23 protein-coding genes and 1 pseudogene are annotated in these 22,270 nt (G+C 74.3%); 21 read left to right on the top strand and 3 right to left on the bottom strand.

Annotation, left to right across the window (positions count from 1 at the left end; translation table 11 throughout):
* Positions 1-31 precede the first annotated feature (31 nt).
* Positions 32-553, bottom strand: a complete 522-nt coding sequence (locus Q1A09_RS18050) for a ferritin-like domain-containing protein (protein WP_299958055.1) — start codon at positions 551-553, stop codon at positions 32-34.
* Positions 550-1,044, bottom strand: a complete 495-nt coding sequence (locus tag Q1A09_RS18045; RefSeq protein WP_299958053.1) for a hypothetical protein — start codon at positions 1,042-1,044, stop codon at positions 550-552. The genes Q1A09_RS18050 and Q1A09_RS18045 overlap by 4 nt, the downstream gene beginning before the upstream one ends.
* A 204-nt stretch (positions 1,045-1,248) precedes the next feature.
* Between Q1A09_RS18045 and rimP the strand changes: the two genes are divergently transcribed.
* The 13 genes and pseudogenes from rimP (at position 1,249) to Q1A09_RS17980 (ending at position 12,792) form a co-directional block, all read left to right on the top strand.
* Complete coding sequence (gene rimP, locus Q1A09_RS18040) at positions 1,249-2,055, top strand: ribosome maturation factor RimP (protein ID WP_299958050.1); 807 nt, start codon at positions 1,249-1,251, stop codon at positions 2,053-2,055.
* A complete protein-coding gene (gene nusA / locus Q1A09_RS18035) occupies positions 2,052-3,176 on the top strand; it encodes a transcription termination factor NusA (RefSeq protein ID WP_299958047.1) in 1,125 nt (374 codons plus the stop codon). The genes rimP and nusA overlap by 4 nt, the downstream gene beginning before the upstream one ends.
* Positions 3,177-3,184: 8 nt before the next feature.
* A complete protein-coding gene (locus Q1A09_RS18030) occupies positions 3,185-3,565 on the top strand; it encodes a YlxR family protein (protein WP_299958045.1) in 381 nt (126 codons plus the stop codon).
* Between the two features lie 74 nt (positions 3,566-3,639).
* A pseudogene (locus Q1A09_RS18025) lies at positions 3,640-3,783 on the top strand (translation initiation factor IF-2 N-terminal domain-containing protein); the annotation flags it as partial.
* A gap of 1,080 nt (positions 3,784-4,863) precedes the next feature.
* Positions 4,864-6,702, top strand: coding sequence for a translation initiation factor IF-2 (gene infB, locus Q1A09_RS18020; protein ID WP_299958452.1), 1,839 nt, complete (start codon positions 4,864-4,866; stop codon positions 6,700-6,702).
* A 4-nt stretch (positions 6,703-6,706) separates the two neighbouring features.
* Positions 6,707-7,087, top strand: a complete 381-nt coding sequence (locus tag Q1A09_RS18015) for a DUF503 domain-containing protein (RefSeq protein WP_366139806.1) — start codon at positions 6,707-6,709, stop codon at positions 7,085-7,087.
* Between the two features lie 90 nt (positions 7,088-7,177).
* The gene (rbfA, locus tag Q1A09_RS18010) at positions 7,178-7,705 is read left to right on the top strand and encodes a 30S ribosome-binding factor RbfA (protein ID WP_299958035.1); all 528 of its coding nucleotides are present in this window, start codon (positions 7,178-7,180) and stop codon (positions 7,703-7,705) included.
* The gene (locus Q1A09_RS18005) at positions 7,702-7,953 is read left to right on the top strand and encodes a hypothetical protein (RefSeq protein ID WP_299958033.1); all 252 of its coding nucleotides are present in this window, start codon (positions 7,702-7,704) and stop codon (positions 7,951-7,953) included. Before rbfA ends, Q1A09_RS18005 begins: the two co-directional genes overlap by 4 nt.
* 1 nt (position 7,954) lies before the next feature.
* Positions 7,955-9,001 carry a bifunctional oligoribonuclease/PAP phosphatase NrnA gene (locus Q1A09_RS18000; RefSeq protein WP_299958030.1) on the top strand — a complete coding sequence of 349 codons (1,047 nt, stop codon included), beginning with the start codon at positions 7,955-7,957 and terminating at the stop codon, positions 8,999-9,001.
* On the top strand, positions 8,998-10,344 hold the full coding sequence (locus tag Q1A09_RS17995; protein ID WP_299958027.1) for an MATE family efflux transporter: 1,347 nt from the start codon (positions 8,998-9,000) through the stop codon (positions 10,342-10,344). The genes Q1A09_RS18000 and Q1A09_RS17995 overlap by 4 nt, the downstream gene beginning before the upstream one ends.
* 73 nt (positions 10,345-10,417) lie before the next feature.
* Complete coding sequence (truB, locus tag Q1A09_RS17990; protein WP_299958024.1) at positions 10,418-11,338, top strand: tRNA pseudouridine(55) synthase TruB; 921 nt, start codon at positions 10,418-10,420, stop codon at positions 11,336-11,338.
* A 21-nt stretch (positions 11,339-11,359) separates the two neighbouring features.
* The gene (gene larE, locus Q1A09_RS17985; RefSeq protein ID WP_299958021.1) at positions 11,360-12,241 is read left to right on the top strand and encodes an ATP-dependent sacrificial sulfur transferase LarE; all 882 of its coding nucleotides are present in this window, start codon (positions 11,360-11,362) and stop codon (positions 12,239-12,241) included.
* The gene (locus Q1A09_RS17980) at positions 12,238-12,792 is read left to right on the top strand and encodes a GNAT family N-acetyltransferase (protein WP_299958019.1); all 555 of its coding nucleotides are present in this window, start codon (positions 12,238-12,240) and stop codon (positions 12,790-12,792) included. The genes larE and Q1A09_RS17980 overlap by 4 nt, the downstream gene beginning before the upstream one ends.
* On the opposite strand, the gene larB is transcribed toward Q1A09_RS17980, so the two are convergent.
* Positions 12,778-13,455 carry a nickel pincer cofactor biosynthesis protein LarB gene (gene larB, locus Q1A09_RS17975; protein ID WP_299958016.1) on the bottom strand — a complete coding sequence of 226 codons (678 nt, stop codon included), beginning with the start codon at positions 13,453-13,455 and terminating at the stop codon, positions 12,778-12,780. The genes Q1A09_RS17980 and larB overlap by 15 nt on opposite strands.
* A gap of 51 nt (positions 13,456-13,506) precedes the next feature.
* Here larB and Q1A09_RS17970 point away from each other — a divergent pair, with 51 nt between their 5' ends.
* The 8 genes from Q1A09_RS17970 (at position 13,507) to dapB (ending at position 21,872) form a co-directional block, all read left to right on the top strand.
* Positions 13,507-13,833 (top strand): antibiotic biosynthesis monooxygenase, encoded by a 327-nt coding sequence (locus Q1A09_RS17970; RefSeq protein ID WP_299958013.1) that lies wholly within the window; start codon positions 13,507-13,509, stop codon positions 13,831-13,833.
* A 197-nt stretch (positions 13,834-14,030) separates the two neighbouring features.
* Entirely contained in the window at positions 14,031-15,179 is a 1,149-nt protein-coding gene (locus Q1A09_RS17965) for a branched-chain amino acid aminotransferase (protein WP_299958010.1), read from the top strand.
* Between the two features lie 37 nt (positions 15,180-15,216).
* The gene (locus tag Q1A09_RS17960) at positions 15,217-16,188 is read left to right on the top strand and encodes a bifunctional riboflavin kinase/FAD synthetase (RefSeq protein ID WP_299958007.1); all 972 of its coding nucleotides are present in this window, start codon (positions 15,217-15,219) and stop codon (positions 16,186-16,188) included.
* Between the two features lie 248 nt (positions 16,189-16,436).
* On the top strand, positions 16,437-16,706 hold the full coding sequence (gene rpsO / locus Q1A09_RS17955; RefSeq protein ID WP_029339129.1) for a 30S ribosomal protein S15: 270 nt from the start codon (positions 16,437-16,439) through the stop codon (positions 16,704-16,706).
* Positions 16,707-16,964: 258 nt separating this feature from the next.
* A complete protein-coding gene (locus Q1A09_RS17950; protein ID WP_299958000.1) occupies positions 16,965-19,223 on the top strand; it encodes a polyribonucleotide nucleotidyltransferase in 2,259 nt (752 codons plus the stop codon).
* Positions 19,220-20,617, top strand: a complete 1,398-nt coding sequence (locus Q1A09_RS17945) for a pitrilysin family protein (protein ID WP_299957997.1) — start codon at positions 19,220-19,222, stop codon at positions 20,615-20,617. Before Q1A09_RS17950 ends, Q1A09_RS17945 begins: the two co-directional genes overlap by 4 nt.
* Before the next feature lie 7 nt (positions 20,618-20,624).
* Positions 20,625-21,005: a VanZ family protein gene (locus tag Q1A09_RS17940; protein ID WP_299957994.1), complete on the top strand. Its 381-nt coding sequence runs from the start codon at positions 20,625-20,627 to the stop codon at positions 21,003-21,005.
* A 57-nt stretch (positions 21,006-21,062) separates the two neighbouring features.
* Positions 21,063-21,872: a 4-hydroxy-tetrahydrodipicolinate reductase gene (dapB, locus tag Q1A09_RS17935; protein ID WP_299957991.1), complete on the top strand. Its 810-nt coding sequence runs from the start codon at positions 21,063-21,065 to the stop codon at positions 21,870-21,872.
* The last annotated feature ends 398 nt before the right edge of the window (positions 21,873-22,270 follow it).

Raw genomic sequence — 22,270 nt, 5'->3', positions numbered from 1 at the left:
CCCCCGGGCCCCGCGGCGGGGCCCCGGGGGCTCAGGTGGTGGGGAGGCCGGGGAAGGCGGTGGTCACCGGGGTCACCCCGGCCTGCGCCCGCCAGCCGACGGCACGCAGCTCGGCACCGGTCAGCGCACCCACCGCCAGCTCCCGGGTGCTGTGCTCGGTGGCCTGGTCGAGCACCCAGGTCCATGCGGTGGCCGCACCCTCCTCCAGGGTGACCGCGAGCGCCGCGGCGTCCACCGGGGACAGCACCGGGAACGGCAGGGCGTAGCCGCCCTCGTCGTCCACCGGCTCGACCCGGCGGGAGGCCAGCAGGGTGGTCAGCTGCTCCCGCAGGTCCTGGTGCGCCTGCTCGGCGGCGACCACCGGCCCGCGGGCCTCCAGCGGCACCGCGGCACCGACGACGCCGTAGCCCCAGATCGCGGTGTGCGCGGCGGCCAGCGCCTCCTGCAGCGCGGCGTCCTCGGCCGCCGTCGCCGAACCGGGTGTGGTGCTGCCGTCGTCAGCCATCGCCGTCCCGTCCCGTCCCTCGGGGGTGCCGTCGTCCTGCGCGCTCATGCCAGCACGGCCTCCTGCCCGCGGAGCCCGGCGGCGATGCTGCCCAGCAGTGCGGCCCGTCCGCCGGTGAAGTCCGGGGCGGCCGCGGCGTGCGCAGCCGCGGCGGTGGACACCTGGGTCCGCAGCCAACCCCGGACACCGGCGGGGTCGAGTGCGGCCGAGGAGCCGGCCGTGGTCGAGGCGGCCGCTCCCGGCGCCGCCGCGCGGAGCCGCTCGAGCTGGGTGCGGGCCTGGTCGGCCAGCACGGTGACGGTGCCGGCCAGGGCGGGGTCGGCGCCCAGCGCCCGGTCGTAGGCCGACACCAGCTGCTCCTGGACGGCCACGGCGGCGGCCAGCTGGTCGACCTGCGCGGGGGTGACCGCGTCGGCGGCGTCACCGGGGCTGTCGGTGCACCCCGCGGCCAGCAGGGCGGTGCCGGCGAGGGCGGCGGCCAGCAGGCTGCGCCGGCTGAAGGTGGCCGCGTGCAACGGTGAGGACGGGGGTACGGACATCGCCGCCCATCCTGGCAGCCGCGGGCCGCCGTGGCCGTCGAACGCACCGATGGGCGGGGCCGGCCTGCGGGACCGGTGGTGCTGGAGGTGCGGGCGGTAGCCTGAGGTCTCACCCGCAGCACGCCGGGGCCCGGAGAGGTCCGCCCGGTGGCCCACCGGACCGTCGTCCGGCGCGAGCGGCGAACACACAACAGGAGGCAGCCGGTGTCCACGCGAGGCGCACACACCGATGGCCCCGCAGCCGACCCGGTCACCGCGCGGTTGACCGGCTGGGTCGAGCCGGTGGTCACCGCCGCCGGCTACGACCTGGAGGAGCTCGTGGTCCGCCCGGCCGGCCAGCGGTCGGTGGTGCGGGTCGTCGTCGACCGGGACGAGGGCGTGAGCCTCGACGACGTCGCCGAGGTCAGCCGCGCCCTGTCGGAGGTGCTGGACGCCGAGGACGAGGCGCTGGGCCGGTCGCCCTACGTCCTGGAGGTCACCAGCCCCGGGGTCGACCGCCCGCTGACGCTGCCGCGGCACTGGCGGCGCAACGTCGGCCGGCTGGTCACGGTGGCCGTGGGGCCGGCCGCTGCCCGGGAGCAGCTGACCGGCCGGGTGGTGCGGGTCGAGGACGACGGCGTCGTGCTCGCCGTGCAGAAGGGCGGCACCAAGAAGGGCCAGCTGCCCAGGAGCGCGGGGGAGCGCACCGTGGGCTGGGCCGAGCTGGGCGAGGCCCGCGTGCAGGTGGAGTTCGCCCGCCCGGCCGGGCACCGGGACGCCGCGCTGGTCGACCTGGCCGGCGATGGCGACACCGGCGACGACGACACCGAGGATGACGACGACACCGAGGACGACGACGACCTCGACGACGTGGACGACGACGGGACCGGCGACGTGCCGGACACCGGCGAGCAGGACGACGAGCACCACCCGACCGGGACCAGCACGGCCGACGCGAGCGGGAGGCCCGGGCGACCGGCCCCGGGTCGCGCGCCGCGGGACGCCCGGTCGCCACGAGGAGGCAAGAAGTGAACATCGACGTGACCGCGCTCAAGGCGGTCGAGCGGGAGAAGGGCATCCCGGCGGACACGGTGCTCCTGGCGATCGAGACCGCCCTGGTGACGGCCTACCGGCACGCCGACGGGGCGGCCAAGCACGTCCGCGTGCAGATCGACCGCAAGAGCGGCGAGGTCGCCGTGCTCGCGCAGGAGATCGGCCCGGACGGCGAGGTCGTGCACGAGTGGGACGACACCCCCTCCGACTTCGGCCGGATCGCGGCCAGCACCGCCAAGCAGGTGATCGTGCAGCGGCTGCGGGACGCGGAGAACGAGCAGACCTTCGGGGAGTACGCCGGCACGGAGGGCGACATCGTCAGCGGCATCGTGCAGGCGCACGAACGCCGCAACAACCAGGGCTTCGTGCTCGTCGACATCGGCAAGGTCGAGGCCCAGCTCCCGCAGTCCGAGCAGGTCCCCGGCGAGGACTACAAGCACGGCAGCCGGCTGAAGGCCTACGTCGTCTCGGTGGCGCGTACGTTCCGGGGCCCCCAGGTGACGCTGTCGCGCACCCACCCCAACCTGGTGCGCAAGCTGTTCGCGCTGGAGGCCCCCGAGGTGGCCGACGGCAGCGTGGAGATCGTCGCGGTGGCCCGCGAGGCCGGGCACCGGTCCAAGATCGCCGTCCGCACCGGCGTGCCGGGGCTGAACGCCAAGGGCTCCTGCATCGGGCCGATGGGCCAGCGGGTGCGCAACGTGATGAGCGAGCTGCACGGCGAGAAGATCGACATCGTCGACTGGTCCGATGACGACGCGACGTTCGTCGCCTCCGCGCTCTCCCCGGCCCGGGTCACCAGCGCGCGGGTGGTCGACGTCGCGGCCCGCGCCGTCCAGGTCGTCGTGCCCGACTACCAGTTGTCGCTGGCCATCGGCAAGGAGGGGCAGAACGCGCGGCTGGCCGCCCGGCTCACCGGTTGCCGGATCGACATCCGCAGCGACGCCCAGCCCACCGACGGTGACGCACCCGCCTCCCCGGGTGTCGGGCGGAGCCCACTGCGCCCCAGCGTGCAGCCGCAGCGACCCGGCGGTCGGCCCCCGCAGGGCGGCCAGCGGGCTCCCGTGCGACGCGCGGAACACCCCGGCCGCACGGCGCGCTAGACTCACCGATGGCCGATCCGTCGATCCCGGTCCGCACCTGTGTGGGGTGCCGGCGTCGCGCTCCGGTCACCGAGCTGTTGCGTGTCGTCGTCCGTGACGGGGGTCTCACCCCCGACCCGCGGCGCCGGCTCCCCGGCCGGGGTGCGTCCCTGCACCCCACGCCGGAGTGCCTGCAGGCAGCAGTCCGGCGCCGGGCCCTCCCGCGTGCGCTGCGCAGCAGCACGCAGCTGGAGACCGGCGCGCTCGAGGCGCACGTCCTCGGCCGGGTCGCAGACCCGGACCTGGCCGGGCCCGCGGGCGGAGAGCACAGCACGAGCGAGACCCAGTCGGACCGGCACCCGGCCGGTCCACCCTCGAGAGCAGGACGACCTCGGATGAGCAACCCGTGAAGTCGCCACGATGACCATGCACCACTGACACCGAGGTCGAGCGGACCAGCCGCCGGCCTCACCAGAGGAGACCCGTGCCAGGCAAGGCCCGCGTACACGAGCTCGCAAAAGAGCTCGGTGTCGACAGCAAGACGGTGCTCGCCAAGCTCAAGGAGCAGGGCGAGTTCGTGAAGTCCGCCTCGTCCACCGTCGAGGCCCCGGTGGCCCGACGGTTGCGTGAGGCGTTCCCCGGCGAAGGTGCGCCCAGCGGTCGCGGGAACGGTGCCTCCGGCGCCCGTCCCGGCCCGCGTCCGGCCGCCCCCGCCCCGCGTCCGACCGCTCCGGCAGCCCAGGCTCCGGCAGCACCGGCCGCTCCCGCGACCCCGGCGCCGGCTGCCCCGGCTCCGGTCCAGGACACGACCCCCGCCCCGGCCCAGGCGTCGGCTCCCGACCGCCCGGCGGCCGCCGGCCCGCGTCCCGGGCCCCGGCCCGCGCCGCGGCCCGCACCGCAGGCCCCGGCGGCCAGTGCTCCGCAGGCCCCGGCGGCCAGTGCTCCGCAGGCCCCGGCGGCCAGTGCTCCGCAGGCCCCGGCGGCCGGTGCTCCGCAGGCCCCGGCGGCCGGTGCCCCGACCCAGCAGCCGCCGGCCACCCCGGCGCAGCCGGCTGCGCCCGGCGCGCGTCCCGGTGGTGCCCCCACCCAGGGCGGCGCGGGTGCCCCGCGTCCGGCCGGGCCTGGTCCGCGACCCGGCCCCCGCCCGGCTCCGCGTCCGGGCAACAACCCCTTCAGCAGCGCCCCGCGGCCCGGTGCCCCCGGTCCGCGTCCCGGCGGTGCCCCCGGCCAGTCCGGTCCGGGCAACCAGGCCGGCCCCGGTGGTCCGCGGCCGGCTCCCGGCGGCGCCCGTCCGGGTGCCGGTCCCGGTGGCCCGCGTCCGGCCTCCGGCCCCGGTGGGCCCCGTCCCGCCGCAGGTCCCGGTGGGCCTAGGCCCAACCCGGGCATGATGCCGCAGCGTCCGAGCCCCGGCATGATGCCGCCGCGTCCCGCCGGTGGCGGTCGCGCCGGTGGTCCCGGTGGCGCCGGCGGCCGTGGCCGTCCGGGTGGTCCCGGCGGTGGCGGTGGCTTCCGTCCCGGTGGCGGTGGCCCCGGTGGCGGCGGCGGTGCGCCGGCCGGCGGTTTCCGTCCCGGTGGTGGCGGCGGTGGTCGTGGTCGCGGTCGCGGCGGTTCCGGTGCCGGCACCGCGGGTGCCTTCGGGCGTCCGGGTGGTCGCGGTCCGGTCCGTGGGCGCAAGAGCAAGAAGCAGCGGCGTCAGGAGTTCGACTCCATGGCGGCGCCGAGCATGGGCGGTGTCTCGCTGCCCCGTGGCAACGGGCAGACCGTCCGGCTGCCCCGTGGCGCCTCGCTGACCGACCTCGCCGAGCGGATCAACGCCGAGCCGGCCGCGCTGGTCACGGCGATGTTCCACCTGGGCGAGATGATCACCGCGACGCAGTCGGTCAACGACGACACCCTGCAGCTGCTGGGTGCCGAGATCGGCTGGGTCATCCAGGTCGTCAGCCCCGAGGACGAGGACCGCGAGCTCCTCTCCACCTTCGACCTCACCTTCGGTGACGAGGAGAGCGGGGACGAGGAGGACTGGGACATCCGTCCGCCGGTGGTGACCGTCATGGGTCACGTCGACCACGGGAAGACCAAGCTCCTGGACGCGCTCCGGCACGCCAACGTGGCGGGCAAGGAGGCCGGTGGGATCACCCAGCACATCGGCGCCTACCAGATCGTCACCGAGCTCGAGGGCAACGAGCGCCCGGTCACCTTCATCGACACCCCGGGTCACGAGTCGTTCACCGCGATGCGTGCCCGAGGCGCGAAGGTCACCGACATCGTCGTCCTGGTCGTGGCCGCCGACGACGGCGTCATGCCGCAGACGGTCGAGGCGCTCAACCACGCCCAGGCCGCCGAGGTGCCGATCGTGGTCGCGGTCAACAAGATCGACAAGGAGGGGGCCAACCCCGCCAAGATCCGTCAGCAGCTCACCGAGTACGGGCTGGTGGCCGAGGAGTACGGCGGCGACACGATGTTCGTCGACGTCTCCGCGACCACCCGTCAGGGTCTCGACGACCTGCTCGCGGCGGTCCTGCTCACCGCTGACGCCTCGCTGGACCTGCGCGCCAACATCGGCCAGGACCCCCAGGGTGTCGTCATCGAGGGCAAGCTGGACAAGGGTCGTGGCCCCGTCGCCACGGTGCTGGTCCAGCGCGGCACGCTCCGCGTCGGCGACTCGATCGTGGCCGGTGACGCCTACGGTCGCGTCCGGTCGCTGCTCGACGAGCACGGCACGAAGCTCAAGGAGGCCCTGCCGGCCCGTCCGGTCCAGGTCGTCGGCCTGACCTCGGTGCCGCGCGCCGGGGACACCTTCCTCGTCGTCGAGGAGGACCGGATCGCCCGCCAGATCGCCGACCGCCGCCAGGCCCGGATCCGCAACGCGCAGAACGCGTCGATGCGGAAGCGGATCAGCCTGGAGGACCTGGACGCGGCGCTCAAGGAGAACCGTCAGCTCAACCTGATCATCAAGGGCGACAACTCGGGCACCGTCGAGGCGCTCGAAGAGGCGCTGATGAAGATCGAGGTGAGCGACGGCATCTCGCTGCGGGTCATCCACCGCGGCGTCGGTGGCATCACCAAGAGCGACATCGACCTGGCGCTGGCCGACGACGTCATCGTCCTGGGCTTCAACGTCCGGGCCGAGGGTCAGGCCACCGAGCTCGCCAACCGCGAGGGCGTGGACGTCCGGTACTACACGGTCATCTACCAGGCCATCGAGGAGATCGAGTCCGCGCTCAAGGGCATGCTCAAGCCCGAGTACGAAGAGGTGCAGCTGGGCACCGCGGAGGTCCGCGAGGTCTTCCGGGTCCCCCGCATCGGCAACGTCGCCGGCTCCCTGGTGCGCAGCGGCACGATCGTCCGCAACTCCAAGGCCCGTCTCATCCGGGACGGCGCCGTGGTGGCGGACAACCTGACCGTCGAGTCGCTGCGTCGCTTCAAGGACGACGCGACCGAGGTCCGCGAGGGCTACGAGTGCGGTATCGGCCTGGGGTCGTTCAACGACATCAAGGCCGAGGACGTGATCGAGACCTTCGAGCTGCGCGAGAAGCCGCGCGCATAGTCGGGTGACATGGCCCCTGCAGGAGAGTCCTTCGGCTCTCCTGCAGGGGCCCGCCGCGAGCCCGCGAGTGGCGGGAGGCAGGAGGGTCCTCATCTTCACGGGCACGCTCACCGCGGACCTGTTGCTGGGTGACGTCCACTCGCTCAAGGAGAAGCGTTCCGTGGTGCGGCCGATCGTGGCCGAGCTGCGGCGCCGCTTCGCCGTGGCCGCCGCCGAGGTGGGCGACCCCGACCTGCACCGTCGTGCGCAGGTCGGGGTCGCCACGGTGGCGGGCCAGGCCGACCAGGTGACCGACGTGCTCGACGCCTGCGAGCGGTTGCTGGCCGAGCGGCCGGAGGTGACCCTGCTGTCGACACACCGGCAGCTGATCAGCGACACAGACTGATGAAGGACCTCGTCGCCGCCCCGTCCCACGCTCCGCGCGGGACGGGACCCTGCGACGAGGCCGTTCCACCCGCTCACCTCAGGAGGTCCGATGGCCGACCCGGCGCGCGCACGCCGACTGGCGGTGCGCATCCGTCAGATCGTCTCCGCCACGATCGAGACGCAGATCAAGGACCCCCGCCTCGGGATGGTCACCATCACCGACTCGCGGGTCACCAGTGACCTGCGGGAGGCAACGGTGTTCTACACCGTCTACGGCGACCCGCTGCAGGTCGAGGAGTCCGCACGGGCCCTGGCCAGCGCCACCGGCGTGCTGCGCTCGACCGTGGGCAAGCAGACCGGCATCAAGTTCGTACCGACGCTGACCTTCGTCGCCGACGCCGTGCCCGACACCGCCCGCGAGCTGGAGGAGGCGCTGGAACGAGTCCGGCACGCCGACGCCGAGCTGGCCCGCAACCGGGAGGGCGCCCAGTACGCCGGGGACGCCGACCCGTACCGCAAGCCCGCCGTCGACGAGGACCAGCTGGAGGACGGCGCCGAGGAGCTCGACGAGGACGACGACGCCGCCGAGCTGACCGATCCCGCCGACGCGCCGACCTCGGAGCGGAGCGCCTCGTGACCGGCGCCGTCGACCCCGACCCCTACGCCGACCCCGCGGCCGAGCCGGGCGTCGGCTTCGGCGGCCGCGACGAGCCCGCCGACGGCGACCCCACCGCCGGGGGCAAGACCGGCGACATCGGCACGACCGACAGCATCGCCGCCGACGAGCCCGACGACGGCTCGCACTACGCGGTGGGCGGCGGCTCGGTCGGCGAGGAGAGCAACGCCGTCCCGCACGCGGCCCCCGGGCCCGAGGACCCGAGCTGAGGTGACCACCGCCTCCATGCCCACCGCCTCCATGCCCACCGCCCGGATGCCCACCGGCTCGCTGCTGGCTGCCCGCGACAACGCGGTGCGGGCGCTGGCCGGTGCGGCGCGTGCCGGGTCCACCGTTGTGCTGTCCGGACACGTGCAGCCCGACGCCGACGCACTCGGCAGCACCCTGGCCCTGGCCGAGGGGCTCCGCCGGTGCGGTGCCCAGGTGCTGGCCACGTTCCCCGAGCCGTTCACGCTGCCCTCGTCGCTGGGCTGGCTGCCCGGCGCCGGTCAGCTGGTCGCCCCCGCCTCCCTGCCGGCCCAGGTGGACCTGTTCGTCAGCCTGGACGCCGCGTCGACCGGTCGGCTGGGTGCCCTGGCACCGCTGCTGGCCTCCGCCGGCCGTTCGATCGTCGTCGACCACCACGTCAGCAACCCCGGGTTCGGCGACGTCCGGCTGGTCGACCCGCAGGCGGCGGCGACGGTGGTGCTGGTCGCCGACCTGCTCGAGCAGCTGGACGTCGAGCTGGACCAGCAGCTGGCGACCTGCCTCTACGCCGGGCTGGCCGCCGACACCGGGTCCTTCCGGTTCGGCAACACCTCACCCGGCACCCACGAGCTGGCCGCCCGGCTGCTGCGCACCGGGATCGACCACGCTGCGATCAGCCGGCGGCTGTTCGACACCGCGCCGTTCGGGTGGCTCGGGCTGCTCTCCGCCGTGACCGGGCGGGCGGTGCTGGAACCCGAGGTCGGCGCCGGCGTCGTCTGGACCTGGTCCACGGGTGCGGAGGCCCGCGCGCACGGACTCGCCCCCGACCAGCTCGAGGCGCTGGTGGACGTCGTCCGCGCCACCGCCGAGGCCGACGTCGCCTGCGTCCTGAAGGGCCAGGACGACGGCTCGTGGGTGGTCTCGATGCGCTCGCGCGGGGCGACCGACGTCGCCCGGGTCGCCATGGCCCTGGGTGGGGGCGGGCACCGGGCCGCGGCCGGGTACACCTCGGCCCACGACCTGCCGGGCACGATGGACGAGCTCCGCGTGGAGCTGGCCCGCACCCGGTGACGCCGCCCGGCGGCCGGCAGGGCGGTGACGAGGCCGTGCCCGCGCGGTCGACGATCCCGGCGCTGGCGGCACCGGCGCTCGTGGTGCTGGCCGCCGAGCCGCTCTACCTGCTGGTGGACACCGCGGTGGTCGGCAACCTGGGCACCGTCAGCCTCGGCGGCCTCGCCGTCGGTGGCGGGCTGCTGGCCTACGTCGCCGCGCTGCTGAACTTCCTCGCCTACGGCACCACCGCCCGCGCCGCCCGCCGGGCAGGAGCCGGCGACCGGGCCGGTGCGGTCAGCGAGGGGGTGCAGGCCACCTGGCTGGCGCTGGCCCTCGGCGGGCTGTTGGCCGTCGCCTTCCAGCTGTTGGCCGGTCCGCTCACCCGGCTGCTGGCCGGTGGCGCCGGGCCGGTCGCCGAGGCCGCCGAGCAGTGGCTGCGGGTGGCCAGCACCGGGCTGCCGCTGCTGCTGGTCGCGCTGGCCGGCAACGGGTGGCTGCGCGGGGTCCAGGAGCTGCGCCGTCCGATGGCGTACGTGCTCGCCGGCAGCCTGGTCAGCCTGGTCCTCTGCCCGCTGCTGGTGCACGTCGCGGGGCTCGGGCTGGTCGGTTCCGCGGTGGCCAACGTCATCGGGCAGGGCGTCTCGGCGTCGTTGTTCGTCCGGGCCCTGGCCCGCGAGCTGGCGCGCACGGACGTGCCCTGGCGGCCCCGGCCGGCCGCGCTGCGCGCGCAGCTGGTGCTCGGCCGGGACCTGCTGCTGCGTGCCGCCGTCCTCCAACTGGCCTTCGCCGCTGCGGCCGCGGTGGTGGCGCGGTCGGGCACCGCACAGCTGGGCGCCCACCAGATCGCCCTGCAGCTGTGGCTGTTCCTCGCCCTGGTGCTGGACGCCTACGCGATCGCCGCGCAGACCCTGGTCGGCACCGCGCTGGGCGCCGGCCGGCCGGACGACGCCCGGGCCACCGGGGCGCGGGTCATCCGGTGGGGGCTGGGCACCGGGGTGCTGGTCGCGGTGCTTCTGCTGGCGCTGCGCCCGGTGCTGCCCGCGCTGTTCACCGACGACCCCGCGGTGCTCGCCCAGGCCGGGGTCGTCTGGTGGTTCCTGGCCCTGATGCAGCCGCTGGCCGGGGTGGTGTTCGCCCTGGACGGGGTGCTCATGGGTGCCGGCGACGTCGCCTACCTGCGCACCGTCACCGTCGGAGCGGCGCTGCTGGGGTTCGTGCCGCTGTCCCTGCTGTCCGGCTGGCTGGACTGGGGGCTGGCCGGCGTCTGGACCGGTCTCACCCTGTTCATCGTGCTGCGCCTGGTCGCCGTGGGCGTGCGGGTGCGGGGGAGCGCGTGGCTGGGTGAGAGCGTGTCCGCGTGAGCGAGCCTGCGAGCGGAACGATGTGCACAGCAGTCCGGCGAAGCCGCCCGACGAGCGCCGGCGAGGAGGTCGGATGAGTCCGAAGAAGCCCGACGCCGACGTCCCGCCGTCCCTGCTGCTGGTCGACAAGCCCGGCGGGATGACCTCCCACGACGTCGTGGCGCGGGCCCGCCGCGTGCTGTCGGTGCGCAAGGTCGGCCATGCCGGGACGCTGGACCCGATGGCCACCGGGCTGCTGGTGCTCGGTGTCGGTGCCGCCACCCGGCTGCTCGGCCACCTGTCGGGGTCGGACAAGACCTACGACGCCACGGTCCGGCTGGGCCAGACCACGGTCACCGACGACCGGGAGGGCGACGTCACCGCCACCGCCTCGGCCGCCGCAGTGACCGACGAGGCCGTGCGGGCGACGCTGGCCGGCCAGGTCGGCCCGCTGCAGCAGGTGCCCTCGTCGGTGAGCGCGGTCAAGGTCGACGGCCGCCGTTCCTACGACCGGGTGCGGGCCGGTGAGGAGTTCGAGCTGGCGGCCCGGTCGGTGACCGTGCACTCGATCGACGTGCACCGGGTCACCCGGCCCACCGCCGACCTCGTCGACGTGGACGTCACCGTCCGCTGCAGCACCGGGACCTACATCCGGGCGATCGCCCGGGACGTCGGCGCGGCCCTCGGCGTCGGCGGCCACCTGGTCGCCCTGCGGCGCACCTCGTCCGGCCCGTTCGCCACCGACGCGGCCCGGCCGGTCGAGGAGGCCGCCGGCGCGCTCTCCGCCGCGGGTGCCGGGCCCGGCGTGCTGGGCCTGACCGAGGCGGCGCGGGCGGTCTTCCCGGCCCGCGAGCTCACCGCGGAGGAGGCGGTGGCGCTCGGGTACGGCCAGCGGGTCCCGGCCACCGGCGCCCCCGGCCTGCACGCCGCGATCGCCCCGGACGGCCGGCTGGTCGCGCTGGTCGAGGACGCCGGTCCGCTGGCCAAGGTCGTCGTCGGCTTCCCGGCCGGCTGACCCGGTGGCACCCTGCGGGGGGTGAGCGCACTGGAGCAGCGGCTGGCCGTGCTGGACGCCGAGCTGGCCGCGCTGCCGGGGGTGCTGGTGGCCTTCTCCGGTGGGGTCGACTCGGGGGTGGTGCTGGCCGCGGCGGTGCGGGCGCTGGGGGCCGGCCGGGTGGTGGCGGCGACGGCGGTGTCGGCGAGCCTGCCGGCCGCCGAGCGGGTGGCGGCGCACGAGTTCGCGGTGGGTCTGGGGGTGCGGCACGAGCAGCCGCGCACCGAGGAGCTGTCCCGTCCCGGTTACGTGGCGAATGCCGGTGACCGGTGCGCGTTCTGCAAGAGCGAGCTGGTCGACGTGCTGACGCCGCTGGCCGCCGAGCTGGGCATCGCCGACGTGGTTACCGGCACCAACGCCGATGACCTGCGGGCGGGTTTCCGGCCGGGGATCCGGGCTGCGGCCGAGCGGGGTGCGTGGGCGCCGTTGGCCCGTGCCGGGATGACCAAGGCCGACGTCCGGGCCGCGGCGCGGCAGTGGGGGCTCTCGCTGGCGGACAAGCCGGCTGCGGCGTGTCTGGCGAGCCGGATCGCCTACGGCGTGCCGGTGTCGGCGGAGGGCCTGGCCCGGGTCGAGGCAGCCGAGGCGGCGCTGCGCGCGGCGCTCACCGCGGCCGGGCACGGCGTGCGCGACCTGCGCGTCCGGGACCTGGGGGACGACGTCGCCCGGGTCGAGGTGGACGCCGCACTGGTGCCGCACGTCGGGCCCGAGCTACTGGCCGCGGTGCGTGGCTTCACCCGGGTCGAGGTCGACCCGCGGGGCTTCCGCTCCGGTTCGATGAACGAGCTGCTGCCCGACCCGGTGCGCTACAACGGGCCGGTGCGGCGTGACGACCTGGGTGGCTCCGTGGCCGGCGGGCGGTGACGATCTCGCGGGTCGAGCGACTCACCGAAGCCGACGTCGCCCAGCTGCGCGGTCTAGACGCGTCGTTCATCACCGACACCGTGCTGAAGGTCGACCAGGACAGTGCGGGCTTCCGGCTCCGTGAGGAGGCCGTGCATCCGCCATATCAGAAGAGATACCGGCTGAGCGCCGACTTGCAGGTCGGCGCACAACCTCCGTGGGGCCAGCTGTTCGTCGCACGGAGGAAGGGGGCGATCGTCGCGGTCGCCGCTACGACGCACCTCGGATGGAACGGCCGGCAGCGACTCGACGAGCTGCACGTGGCGCCGGCGCACCGGGGATCGGGACTCGGGGGTGCACTGGTCGGTCAGGTGCACGAGGAGGCCGTCCAGAACCAGGCGCGCGAGATCTGGGTGGAGACCCAGCACGTCAACCTGCCGGCCATCCGGGCCTACCGGCGGTTGGGCTTCCGGGTGACCGGTGTCGACGTGTCCCGTTACGCCTCGCGGCACGACGGTGAGGTCGCAGTGTTCCTGTCTCGAGATGTCGACGCGCGGTCAGGGACGAGCTGAGCGGACGATGCGGGCGGCGGCGACGCCGGCGCCGAAGCCGTTGTCGATGTTGACCACCAGCACGCCGGGGGCGCAGGCGGTGAGCATGGTGAGCAGGGCGGCCAGGCCCTCGAAGGCGGCGCCGTAGCCGACCGAGGTGGGCACGGCGACGACCAGCCGGTCGGTGAGCCCGGCGACGACGCTGGGCAGTGCGCCGTCCATCCCGGCGACCACGACCACGGCGTCGGCGGCGGCGAGGTCCGGTGCCACGGCCAGCACCCGGTGCACGCCGGCCACGCCGACGTCGTCGATCCGGCGGCAGCCCACGCCGCTGGCGGTCAGGGTGGCGGCGACCTCGGCGGCGACGGCGTCGTCGGAGGTGCCGGCGGTGAGCACGAGCACCTGCCCGACCGGCGGCGGGGGAGTGCCCACCCAGGCCACCCGCGCGACCGGGTCGAGGTGGGCGTCCGGCCAGCGTTCGCGCACCGCGGCGGCGGTGGGCTCGTCGACGTGGGTGGCCCAGGCCAGCGGCACCCCGGCGTCCACCAGGCCGGCCAGGCAGCCGACCGTGTGGGCCGGGGTCTTGCCGCCGGCGAACACCACCTCCGGCGTGCCGGTGCGGGCCGCCCGGTCGGGGTCCAGCCGGGCGAAGCCGACGTCGGCGGTGCGCGGCTGCTCCTTCACGCCGTCCAGTCTGCCGTGTCGCCGGGCCTCTCCCGGGGCAGGATGCGGGGCATGAGCGTCGTGAAGATCAACGTGGTGACCATGCCCGAGGACAAGCGCGCCCGGTTCGAGGAGCGGTTCAAGGGCCGGGCCGGTGCGGTGGAGACGACCCCGGGCTTCGAGTGGTTCGAGCTGCTGCGCCCGGTGGCGGGCACCGACTCCTACCTCGTCTACACCCGGTGGACCAGCGAGGAGGCCTACGAGTCCTGGCAGTCCAGCCAGGACTTCGACCGCGCGCACGACGGCGGTGGCGACACCCTGGCCCCGGCCGCCGAGCGCTCCCAGCAGCACGTGTGGAGCTACGAGGTCGTCGAGTCCGCAGCTCCGAAGGGGAGCTGAGCCATCGGCCCGCACCGTCGTCGCCGCACCCCGCGACGACGGCGCGGGCACTGGTCGGTCCGCGCCCACCACCGCGGGGCTCCCCGCTCGTCCGGTCCGCAGGTGCCGGTGACCGGCAGTAGCCGGGCTAGGGTGACCCGGCGGGCCTGGCAACCGCCGGGCGACGCTCCAGCACACAGCACCAGCAGGTGGGAGCCATGACCGACACGCTCAGCCCCAGCCGTACCTCCTCCCGGTTCTTCACCGAGGGCGTGCCGCTGGTCGTGGAGGACGTGCCGCGTCGCTCGGCCACCGAGCGCACCGAGCAGCTGGCCGACCCCGGCTTCGGGCGGTACTTCACCGACTCGATGTTCGTGGCCCGGTACCAGGTCGGCGCCGGCTGGGTCGACGCGCGGCTGACCCGGTACGCACCGCTGCAGCTGGACCCCAGCGCCGCCGCCCTGCACTACGCGCAGTCGATCTTCGAGGGCCTCAAGGCCTACGCCCAGCCCGACGGCAGCGTGGCCACCTTCCGCCCGGAGGCCAACGCCGCCCGCTTCGCCCGCAGCGCCGCCCGGCTGGCCATGCCGCAGGTGCCTGCCGACGCCTTCCTCACCGCCGTCGACGCGCTGGTCGACACCGACCGCGACTGGGTGCCCACCGGCCCGGACCAGACGCTGTACGTCCGGCCGTACATGCTGGCCGTCGAGCCGTTCCTGGGTGTCCGGCCGGCGCACGAGTACCTGTTCATCGTGATCGCCAGCCCGGCCGGGGCCTACTTCCCGCGCGGCGTCCAGCCGGTCTCGGTCTACCTCTCCGAGGACTACATCCGCGCCGCTCCCGGTGGCACCGGCGACGTCAAGTGCGCCGGCAACTACGCCGCCAGCCTGCTGGCCCAGGAGCAGGCGATCGCCGCCGGCTGCGACCAGGTCGTCTGGCTCGACGCGACCGAGAAGCGGTACGTCGAGGAGATGGGCGGGATGAACCTGTTCTTCGTCCTCGGCTCCGGCGCCGACGCCGAGCTGGTCACCTCCGAGCTCACCGGCACCCTGCTGCCCGGCATCACCCGCGAGTCGCTGATCACCGTGGCCCGCGAGCTCGGCCACCGGGTCACCGAGCGCAAGTTCACCGTCGACGAGTGGCGCGCCGGCGTGGCCGACGGCTCGATCACCGAGACCTTCGCCTGCGGCACCGCGGCCGTCATCACCCCGGTGGGCACCGTCAAGGCCCGCACCGGCGACTTCGTCGTCGGCGACGGCACCCCGGGCCCGCTGACGATGCAGCTGCGCGAGCACCTGCTCGACGTGCAGCACGGCCGGGTGGCCGACGGCCACGGCTGGCTGCACCGCGTCGAGTCCGGTTCCTGAGCGCAGCTCGCGACGGTCGGCGGGGGAGGGGAGCGGCGTGCTGCGCTGGCGCGGCCTGGAGGCGACGCCACCGGACCTGGGACGCACCGTGGTCACGGTCGGCATGTACGACGGCGTGCACCGCGGGCACCAGCACCTGATCGGTGCCGCCGTGGCGCGGGCCCGGGCCATGGGCCGGCCCGCGCTGCTGCTCACCTTCGCCCCGCACCCCTCCGAGGTGGTCCGGCCCGGCTCGCACCCGGCGATCCTCACCTCACCCGACCGCAAGGCCGAGCTGGTCGCCGCGCTCGGGGTCGACGCGATGTGCGTGCTGCCCTTCACCCCGGAGTTCAGCCGGCTGGCGCCGGGGGAGTTCACCCACACCGTCCTGGTCGAGCACCTGCACGCCGCCCAGGTCGTGGTCGGGCGCAACTTCACCTACGGGCACAAGGCGGCCGGCACGGTCGAGACGCTGACCGCCGAGGGGCGGCGGTTCGGCTTCGGCGTCGAGGGCGTGGACCTGACCAGCGTCGGCTCCGCCCCCGACCTCACCGGCGACGGCGAGGTCACCATCTCCTCCACCTACATCCGCGCCTGCGTGGCGGCCGGTGACATGGCCTCGGCCGCGCTCGCCCTGGGCCGGCCGCACCGGGTCGACGGCATCGTCGTGCGCGGTGACCGGCGCGGCCGTGAGCTGGGCTACCCGACCGCGAACGTGGAGAGCCCCGCCCACACCGCCGTCCCGGCCGACGGGGTGTACGCCGGCGCCCTGGTCCTGCGCGACCCCAGCGGGGCCAGCCGGGCCAGCCACCCGGCGGCGATCTCGGTCGGCAGCAACCCCACCTTCGCCGGTGCGCGCCGCACGGTGGAGGCGCACCTGCTGGACTTCGACGGCGACCTGTACGGCGAGCACGTGGGCGTCGAGTTCGTCGAGCGGCTGCGGCCGATGGTCTCCTTCCCCGGCATCCCGGAGCTGCTGGTCGCCATGGCCGACGACGTCACCCGGACCCGCGCCGTCCTCGGGCTGTGACATGCGGCCCTGACGGGCCGCAGCGCGGCCAGGTGCCGTCCCCCCGTCTCGCGGAGCCGCTGGGTCGCTCGGTCGCGGGACCCTCCGGGCCCCACTCCTCACGACAGGACCGGCGCAGGTCCGGGCTTCGGGTGATCGCCCGGCAGCACAGGCGTGTAACCTCGACCTGACGTCGGGCGACCGACGTGTGTGCATGCTGCCCCCGTGACACAGACCGGGGGCCACACGTGACCTGCCCTGGAGGCACCATGGCGCTGGAGAGCGCGACGAAGAAGCAGATCATGACCGAGTACGCGACGGTCGAGAACGACACCGGTTCCCCCGAGGTGCAGGTCGCGATGCTGACCCGACGGATCAGCGACCTGACCGAGCACCTCAAGATGCACAAGCACGACCACCACAGCCGGCGGGGCCTGCTCCTGCTGGTCGGCCGCCGCCGGCGGCTGCTGAACTACCTGGCGAAGACCGACATCAACCGGTACCGCTCGCTCATCGAGCGGCTCGGCCTGCGCCGCTAGCACCACCGAGGGGACCGCTCCGGCACGCCGGGACGGTCCCCTCACTCGTGCGGCACCCGCCGCACGGGACCACCGGCTGACCGCACCGCCACGCCCCGCGTGGACCGGTCCTCGGTAGTGGCCCCCGGGACGCAGCGAGCCTGACCGCAGGAACCCGCACCCCCGAGGGCTTCGATCGAAGACCGGTCGCCCCGGACGCAGTCGGCGCGCAACGCCGCGAAGAGGACGTCGCCGTATGCGACGTAGGAAGAGGACACGATGTCCGCACCCAGCACCACCACCGACAACGACTTCGAGGACGGCGTCTTCACCGCCACCGCGGTGATCGACAACGGGGCCCTCGGCTCCCGCACCGTCACCTTCGAGACCGGCCGCCTCGCCAAGCAGGCCGCCGGCTCCGTCGTCGCCACCATGGGCGACACCACGCTGCTCTCGGCCACCACGGCCGGCCGCCAGCCCAAGGAGCAGTTCGACTTCTTCCCGCTGACGGTCGACGTCGAAGAGCGCATGTACTCGATCGGCAAGATCCCCGGCTCGTTCTTCCGCCGCGAGGGCCGCCCGTCCGAGGACGCGATCCTCACCTGCCGGCTGATCGACCGCCCGCTGCGCCCGACCTTCGCCAAGGGACTGCGCAACGAGGTCCAGGTCGTCATCACCGTGCTGTCGCTGGACCCCGACCACCTGTACGACGTGCTCGCCATCAACGGTGCGTCGGCCTCCACCCAGCTCTCCGGCCTGCCGTTCTCCGGCCCGATCGGTGGCACCCGGGTGGCGCTGATCAACGGCCAGTGGGTGGGCTTCCCGACCCACGCCGAGCTCGAGGACGCCGTCTTCGACATGGTCGTGGCCGGCCGCGTGCTGCCCGACGGTGACGTCGCGATCATGATGGTCGAGGCCGAGGCCACCGAGAAGACCGTCGCGATGGTCGCCGGTGGGGCCACCGCCCCGACCGAGGAGGTCGTGGCCCAGGGCCTCGAGGCCGCCAAGCCGTTCATCAAGGCGCTGTGCCAGGCCCAGTCCGAGCTCGCCGCCAAGGCCGCCAAGCCCGAGGCGCACTTCCCCCGCTTCCTGGACTACCAGGACGACGTCTACGCCGCCGTCGAGGCCCAGGCCGCCGAGAAGCTCGCCGTGGCCCAGGCCATCGCCGGCAAGCAGGAGCGCGAGGAGGCCACCGACGCGCTCAAGGACGAGGTCAAGGCCGCACTGGCCGGCCAGTTCGAGGGCCGGGAGAAGGAGATCTCCGGGGCCTTCCGCGCGGTGACCAAGAAGGTCGTCCGCCAGCGCATCCTGCGCGACAAGATCCGCATCGACGGCCGTGGCCTCACCGACATCCGGCCGCTGTCGGCCGAGGTCGAGGTGCTCCCGCGGGTGCACGGTTCGGCGCTGTTCGAGCGCGGCGAGACCCAGATCATGGGCGTCACCACGCTGAACATGCTCCGCATGGAGCAGCAGCTGGACACGCTGAACCCGATCACCCGCAAGCGCTACATGCACAACTACAACTTCCCGCCGTACTCCACCGGTGAGACCGGCCGGGTGGGCTCGCCCAAGCGCCGCGAGATCGGCCACGGCGCGCTGGCCGAGCGGGCGCTGCTGCCGGTGCTGCCGGACCGCGAGGAGTTCCCCTACGCGATCCGCCAGGTCTCCGAGGCCCTCGGGTCCAACGGCTCCACCTCGATGGGCTCGGTCTGCGCCTCGACGCTGGCCCTGCTCAACGCCGGTGTGCCGCTGAAGGCCCCGGTCGCCGGCATCGCCATGGGCCTGGTCTCCGACGAGGTCGACGGCAAGACCGAGTACGTCGCGCTGACCGACATCCTCGGTGCCGAGGACGCCTTCGGTGACATGGACTTCAAGGTCGCCGGCACCAAGGACTTCGTCACGGCCCTCCAGCTGGACACGAAGCTCGACGGCATCCCCTCCGACGTCCTCGCCGGTGCGCTGACCCAGGCCCGCGCGGCCCGGCTGCACATCCTCGACGTCATGCTCGAGGCGATCGACGGCCCGGACGAGATGAGCCCGTACGCCCCCCGGGTGACCACGGTGCGCATCCCGGTCGACAAGATCGGCGCGGTCATCGGCCCGAAGGGCCAGATGATCAACGCGATCCAGGACGAGACCGGCGCCGACATCACCATCGAGGACGACGGCACGATCTACGTCGGCGCCTCCGACGGCCCCTCGGCCCAGGCCGCGGTCGACCGGATCAACGCCATCGCCAACCCGACGCTGCCCAAGGTCGGCGAGCGGTTCCTCGGCACCGTGGTGAAGACGACCGCCTTCGGCGCGTTCGTCTCGCTGCTGCCCGGCCGCGACGGCCTGGTGCACATCAGCAAGCTCGGTGGCGGCAAGCGGATCGCCAAGGTCGAGGACGTCGCGAACGTCGGTGACAAGCTCCAGGTGGAGATCACCGACATCGACGCCCGCGGCAAGATCAGCCTGGTGCCGGTCGCCGAGGGCGACGCCGCTGCCGCCGGCGACGCGGCTCCGGCCGACGACGCCGCCCCCGCGGAGGCGTGACCACGTCGAACGACCTGACCGGGGCCGGGACGGGCGCTGCGGCGTCCGTCCCGGCCCCGGCCGGTGCGGGGTCGGGCCGGGTGGGTGAGACGGTCGTGCTGGACGTCGACGAGGTCGGCGGCCGTGTCGAGCGCACCGAACTGCCCGGTGGGCTGCGGGTGCTCACCGAGACGATGCCCGGGGTGCTGTCGGCGACGCTGGGCATCTGGGTCGGCGTCGGCTCCCGCGACGAGAGCCCGGAGCTCGGCGGCTCGTCGCACTTCCTCGAGCACCTGCTGTTCAAGGGCACGCGGAGCCGCACGGCGCTGCAGATCGCCACCGCGATGGACGCCGTCGGCGGTGAGATGAACGCCTTCACCGCCAAGGAGCACACCTGCTACTACGCGAACGTGCTCGCCAGCGACCTCCCGCTCGCCGTCACGTTGCTCGGTGACCTGGTCACCGAGGCGCTCAACACCGCCCCGGACCTGGAGTCCGAGCGCACGGTGGTGCTCGAGGAGATCGCCATGCGCGACGACGAGCCCGCCGACGCGGTCCACGACCTGTACGCCGAGACGCTGTTCGGGGACACCCCGCTCGGACGCTCGGTCCTGGGCACCGTGGAGTCGATCGAGTCCCTGACCCGGGACGACGTCGACGGCTGGTACCGCGACCGCTACGCCGTCCCCTCGATCGTCGTCTCGGCCGCGGGCAGGGTCGACCACCAGCAGGTGCTCGACCTGGTCACGGCGGCCTTCGGCGACCGGCTCGCCGGCGCGGCCCGGCCCGACCCGCTACGGCGCGGGGAGGACGTCGACCTGATCGAGCCGGCGCGCCCCTCGGGGCTGATCCACCGGCGCACCGAGCAGACCCACCTGCTGCTGGGCAGCCTCGGCATGGGCCGGCTCGACGAGCGCCGGTACGCCGCCGCCGTGCTGGACGCGGCGGTCGGCGGGGGGATGAGCTCCCGGCTGTTCCAGGAGATCCGGGAGAAGCGTGGGCTGGTCTACAGCGTGGGGTCGTCGTTGACGCACTACGCCGGCACCGGCAGTTTCTCGGTCTACGCCGGGTGCTCGCCCAAGCGGGTGCCCGAGGTGCTCCGCCTGGTCCGCGCCGGCTTGTCCGAGGTCGCCGTGGATGGGCTCACCGCCGAGGAGGTGGCCCGCGCGCGGGGCCAGCTCAAGGGCGGCATGGTGCTCGGCCTGGAGGACACCGGCTCCCGGATGAGCCGGCTCGGCAAGAGCGAGCTGTCCTACGGGGAGTACCTGCCGGTGCGCACCGTGCTCGACCGGCTGGACGGGGTGGACGAACAGCAGGTGCGCGCCGTCGCGGCCGACCTGCTCACCCGCCCGACGTGCCTCGCCGTGGTCGGTCCCTACCGCGAGCGCGACCTCGACCGGCTCCTGGCCGCCTGAGCGCCGCATGACCGACCGCACGACCTCGACCTTCGCCGAGCACGGCGCCCTGGCGCGCGGCGCGTTCGCCGTCATGGTGCTCGTGTCGCTGGCGGTGCTCTTCGCCCCCGCGTCCGACGTGCCGTCGGCGCCACCGGGGGTGGACAAGGTCGTGCACCTGACGCTCTTCGCCGCGCTCTCGCTCACCGGCCGGTGGGCGGGGGTGCGGCGCGGGGTGCTGGCGGTGCTGCTGGTCGTCTACGCCGCCCTCAGTGAACTGCTCCAGTCGCTGGACGTGCTCAACCGCTCCACGTCGGTGGCGGACTGGCTCGCCGACGTGGCCGGCGTGGTGCTCGGTCTGCTGGTGTGGGACCTGCTGGCCCGCCGCCGCGAGCTGCGCGGCCGCTGACCGGCAGCGGCCGGGGGCCGTCTTGCGTCCGGGCCCCCGGTTGGTGAGCATCGCCGCATGAGCACTCCGCCGGCCAGTGACCTCCAGCCCACCTCCGCCTCCTCCGGCGACGCACCCCTCGTCTCGGTGGGGGTGCTCGGCGCCCGTGGCCGGATGGGCACCGAGGTCTGCCGCGCGGTGGACGCCGCCGACGACCTGGAGCTCGTGGCCATGGTCGACGAGCGCGACTGGCTGTTCAACGTCGCCGACGCCGGCGCCCAGGTGGTCGTGGACTTCACCCGACCGGACTCGGTCATGGACAACATCCGCTTCTGCATCGACCAGAACATCCACTGCGTCGTCGGGACGACGGGCTTCGACGAGGCGCGGCTGGCCACGATCGCGGAGTGGCTGGAGCCCAAGCCGGAGGTGGGCGTGCTGATCGCGCCGAACTTCGGGATCGGTGCCGTGCTCCTGATGCGCTTCGCCCAGGAGGCCGCGCGCTTCTTCCCCTCCGTGGAGATCGTGGAGCTGCACCACCCCGGCAAGGTGGACGCGCCCTCGGGCACCGCGGCCCGGACCGCCCGCCTCGTCGCCGCCGCCCGCCGGGCTGCCGGCGTGCCCGCCGCCCCGGACGCCACCCGGGAGGACGACTCGCTGCCGGGGGCCCGGGGCGCCGACGTCGAGGGCGTCCCCGTGCACGCGGTCCGGCTCGCCGGACTGGTCGCGCACCAGGAGGTGCTCATGGGGGCGGCGGGGGAGACCCTCACCCTCCGGCACGACTCCTACGACCGTGCGTCCTTCATGCCCGGAGTGCTGCTCGCCGTCCGGGAGATCGGGAAGCGCCCCGGCCTGACGGTGGGCATCGAGTCCCTGCTGGGCCTCTAGGCGGCCGGTGGGTGCGTGGCAGCCCCACCGGGCACCCACCAGCAGCGACCTGCCTCACATTCGGGCGCAGATCGGACGGCGCTGACCTGCGGTTTCTCCGTGGCAACGGTCCCGTGGGGGCGGCTGAAGCCCGAGATGGCCCCGAGGCGGTTTGACGAGGCCGCTCCAGCCACGTAACTTTCTCTTTGCGCCGAGCGAGACCGGGCCGGAAGGGCCGGGAGCCGCGAGGTCAGACCCCCAGGGTGTGACAGCGAGCCGTGCACGGCGTACTGTAGGACAAGCCGCCTCGAACGAAGGCCAAGAAATTGGTCCGGGTTTCGTGCGCGTCCGCTCCTTGAGAACTCAACAGCGTGCCGAAAGTCAGTGCCAAGTAACAAATCCCTGGGCACTGCGGTCTT

Source organism: uncultured Modestobacter sp. (assembly GCF_947486615.1).
In the GTDB taxonomy this organism is placed as follows: Bacteria; Actinomycetota; Actinomycetes; order Mycobacteriales; family Geodermatophilaceae; genus Modestobacter.
Note: the sequence above shows the minus strand (reverse complement) of the source record. Positions and strands in the feature narration are given on the sequence as shown.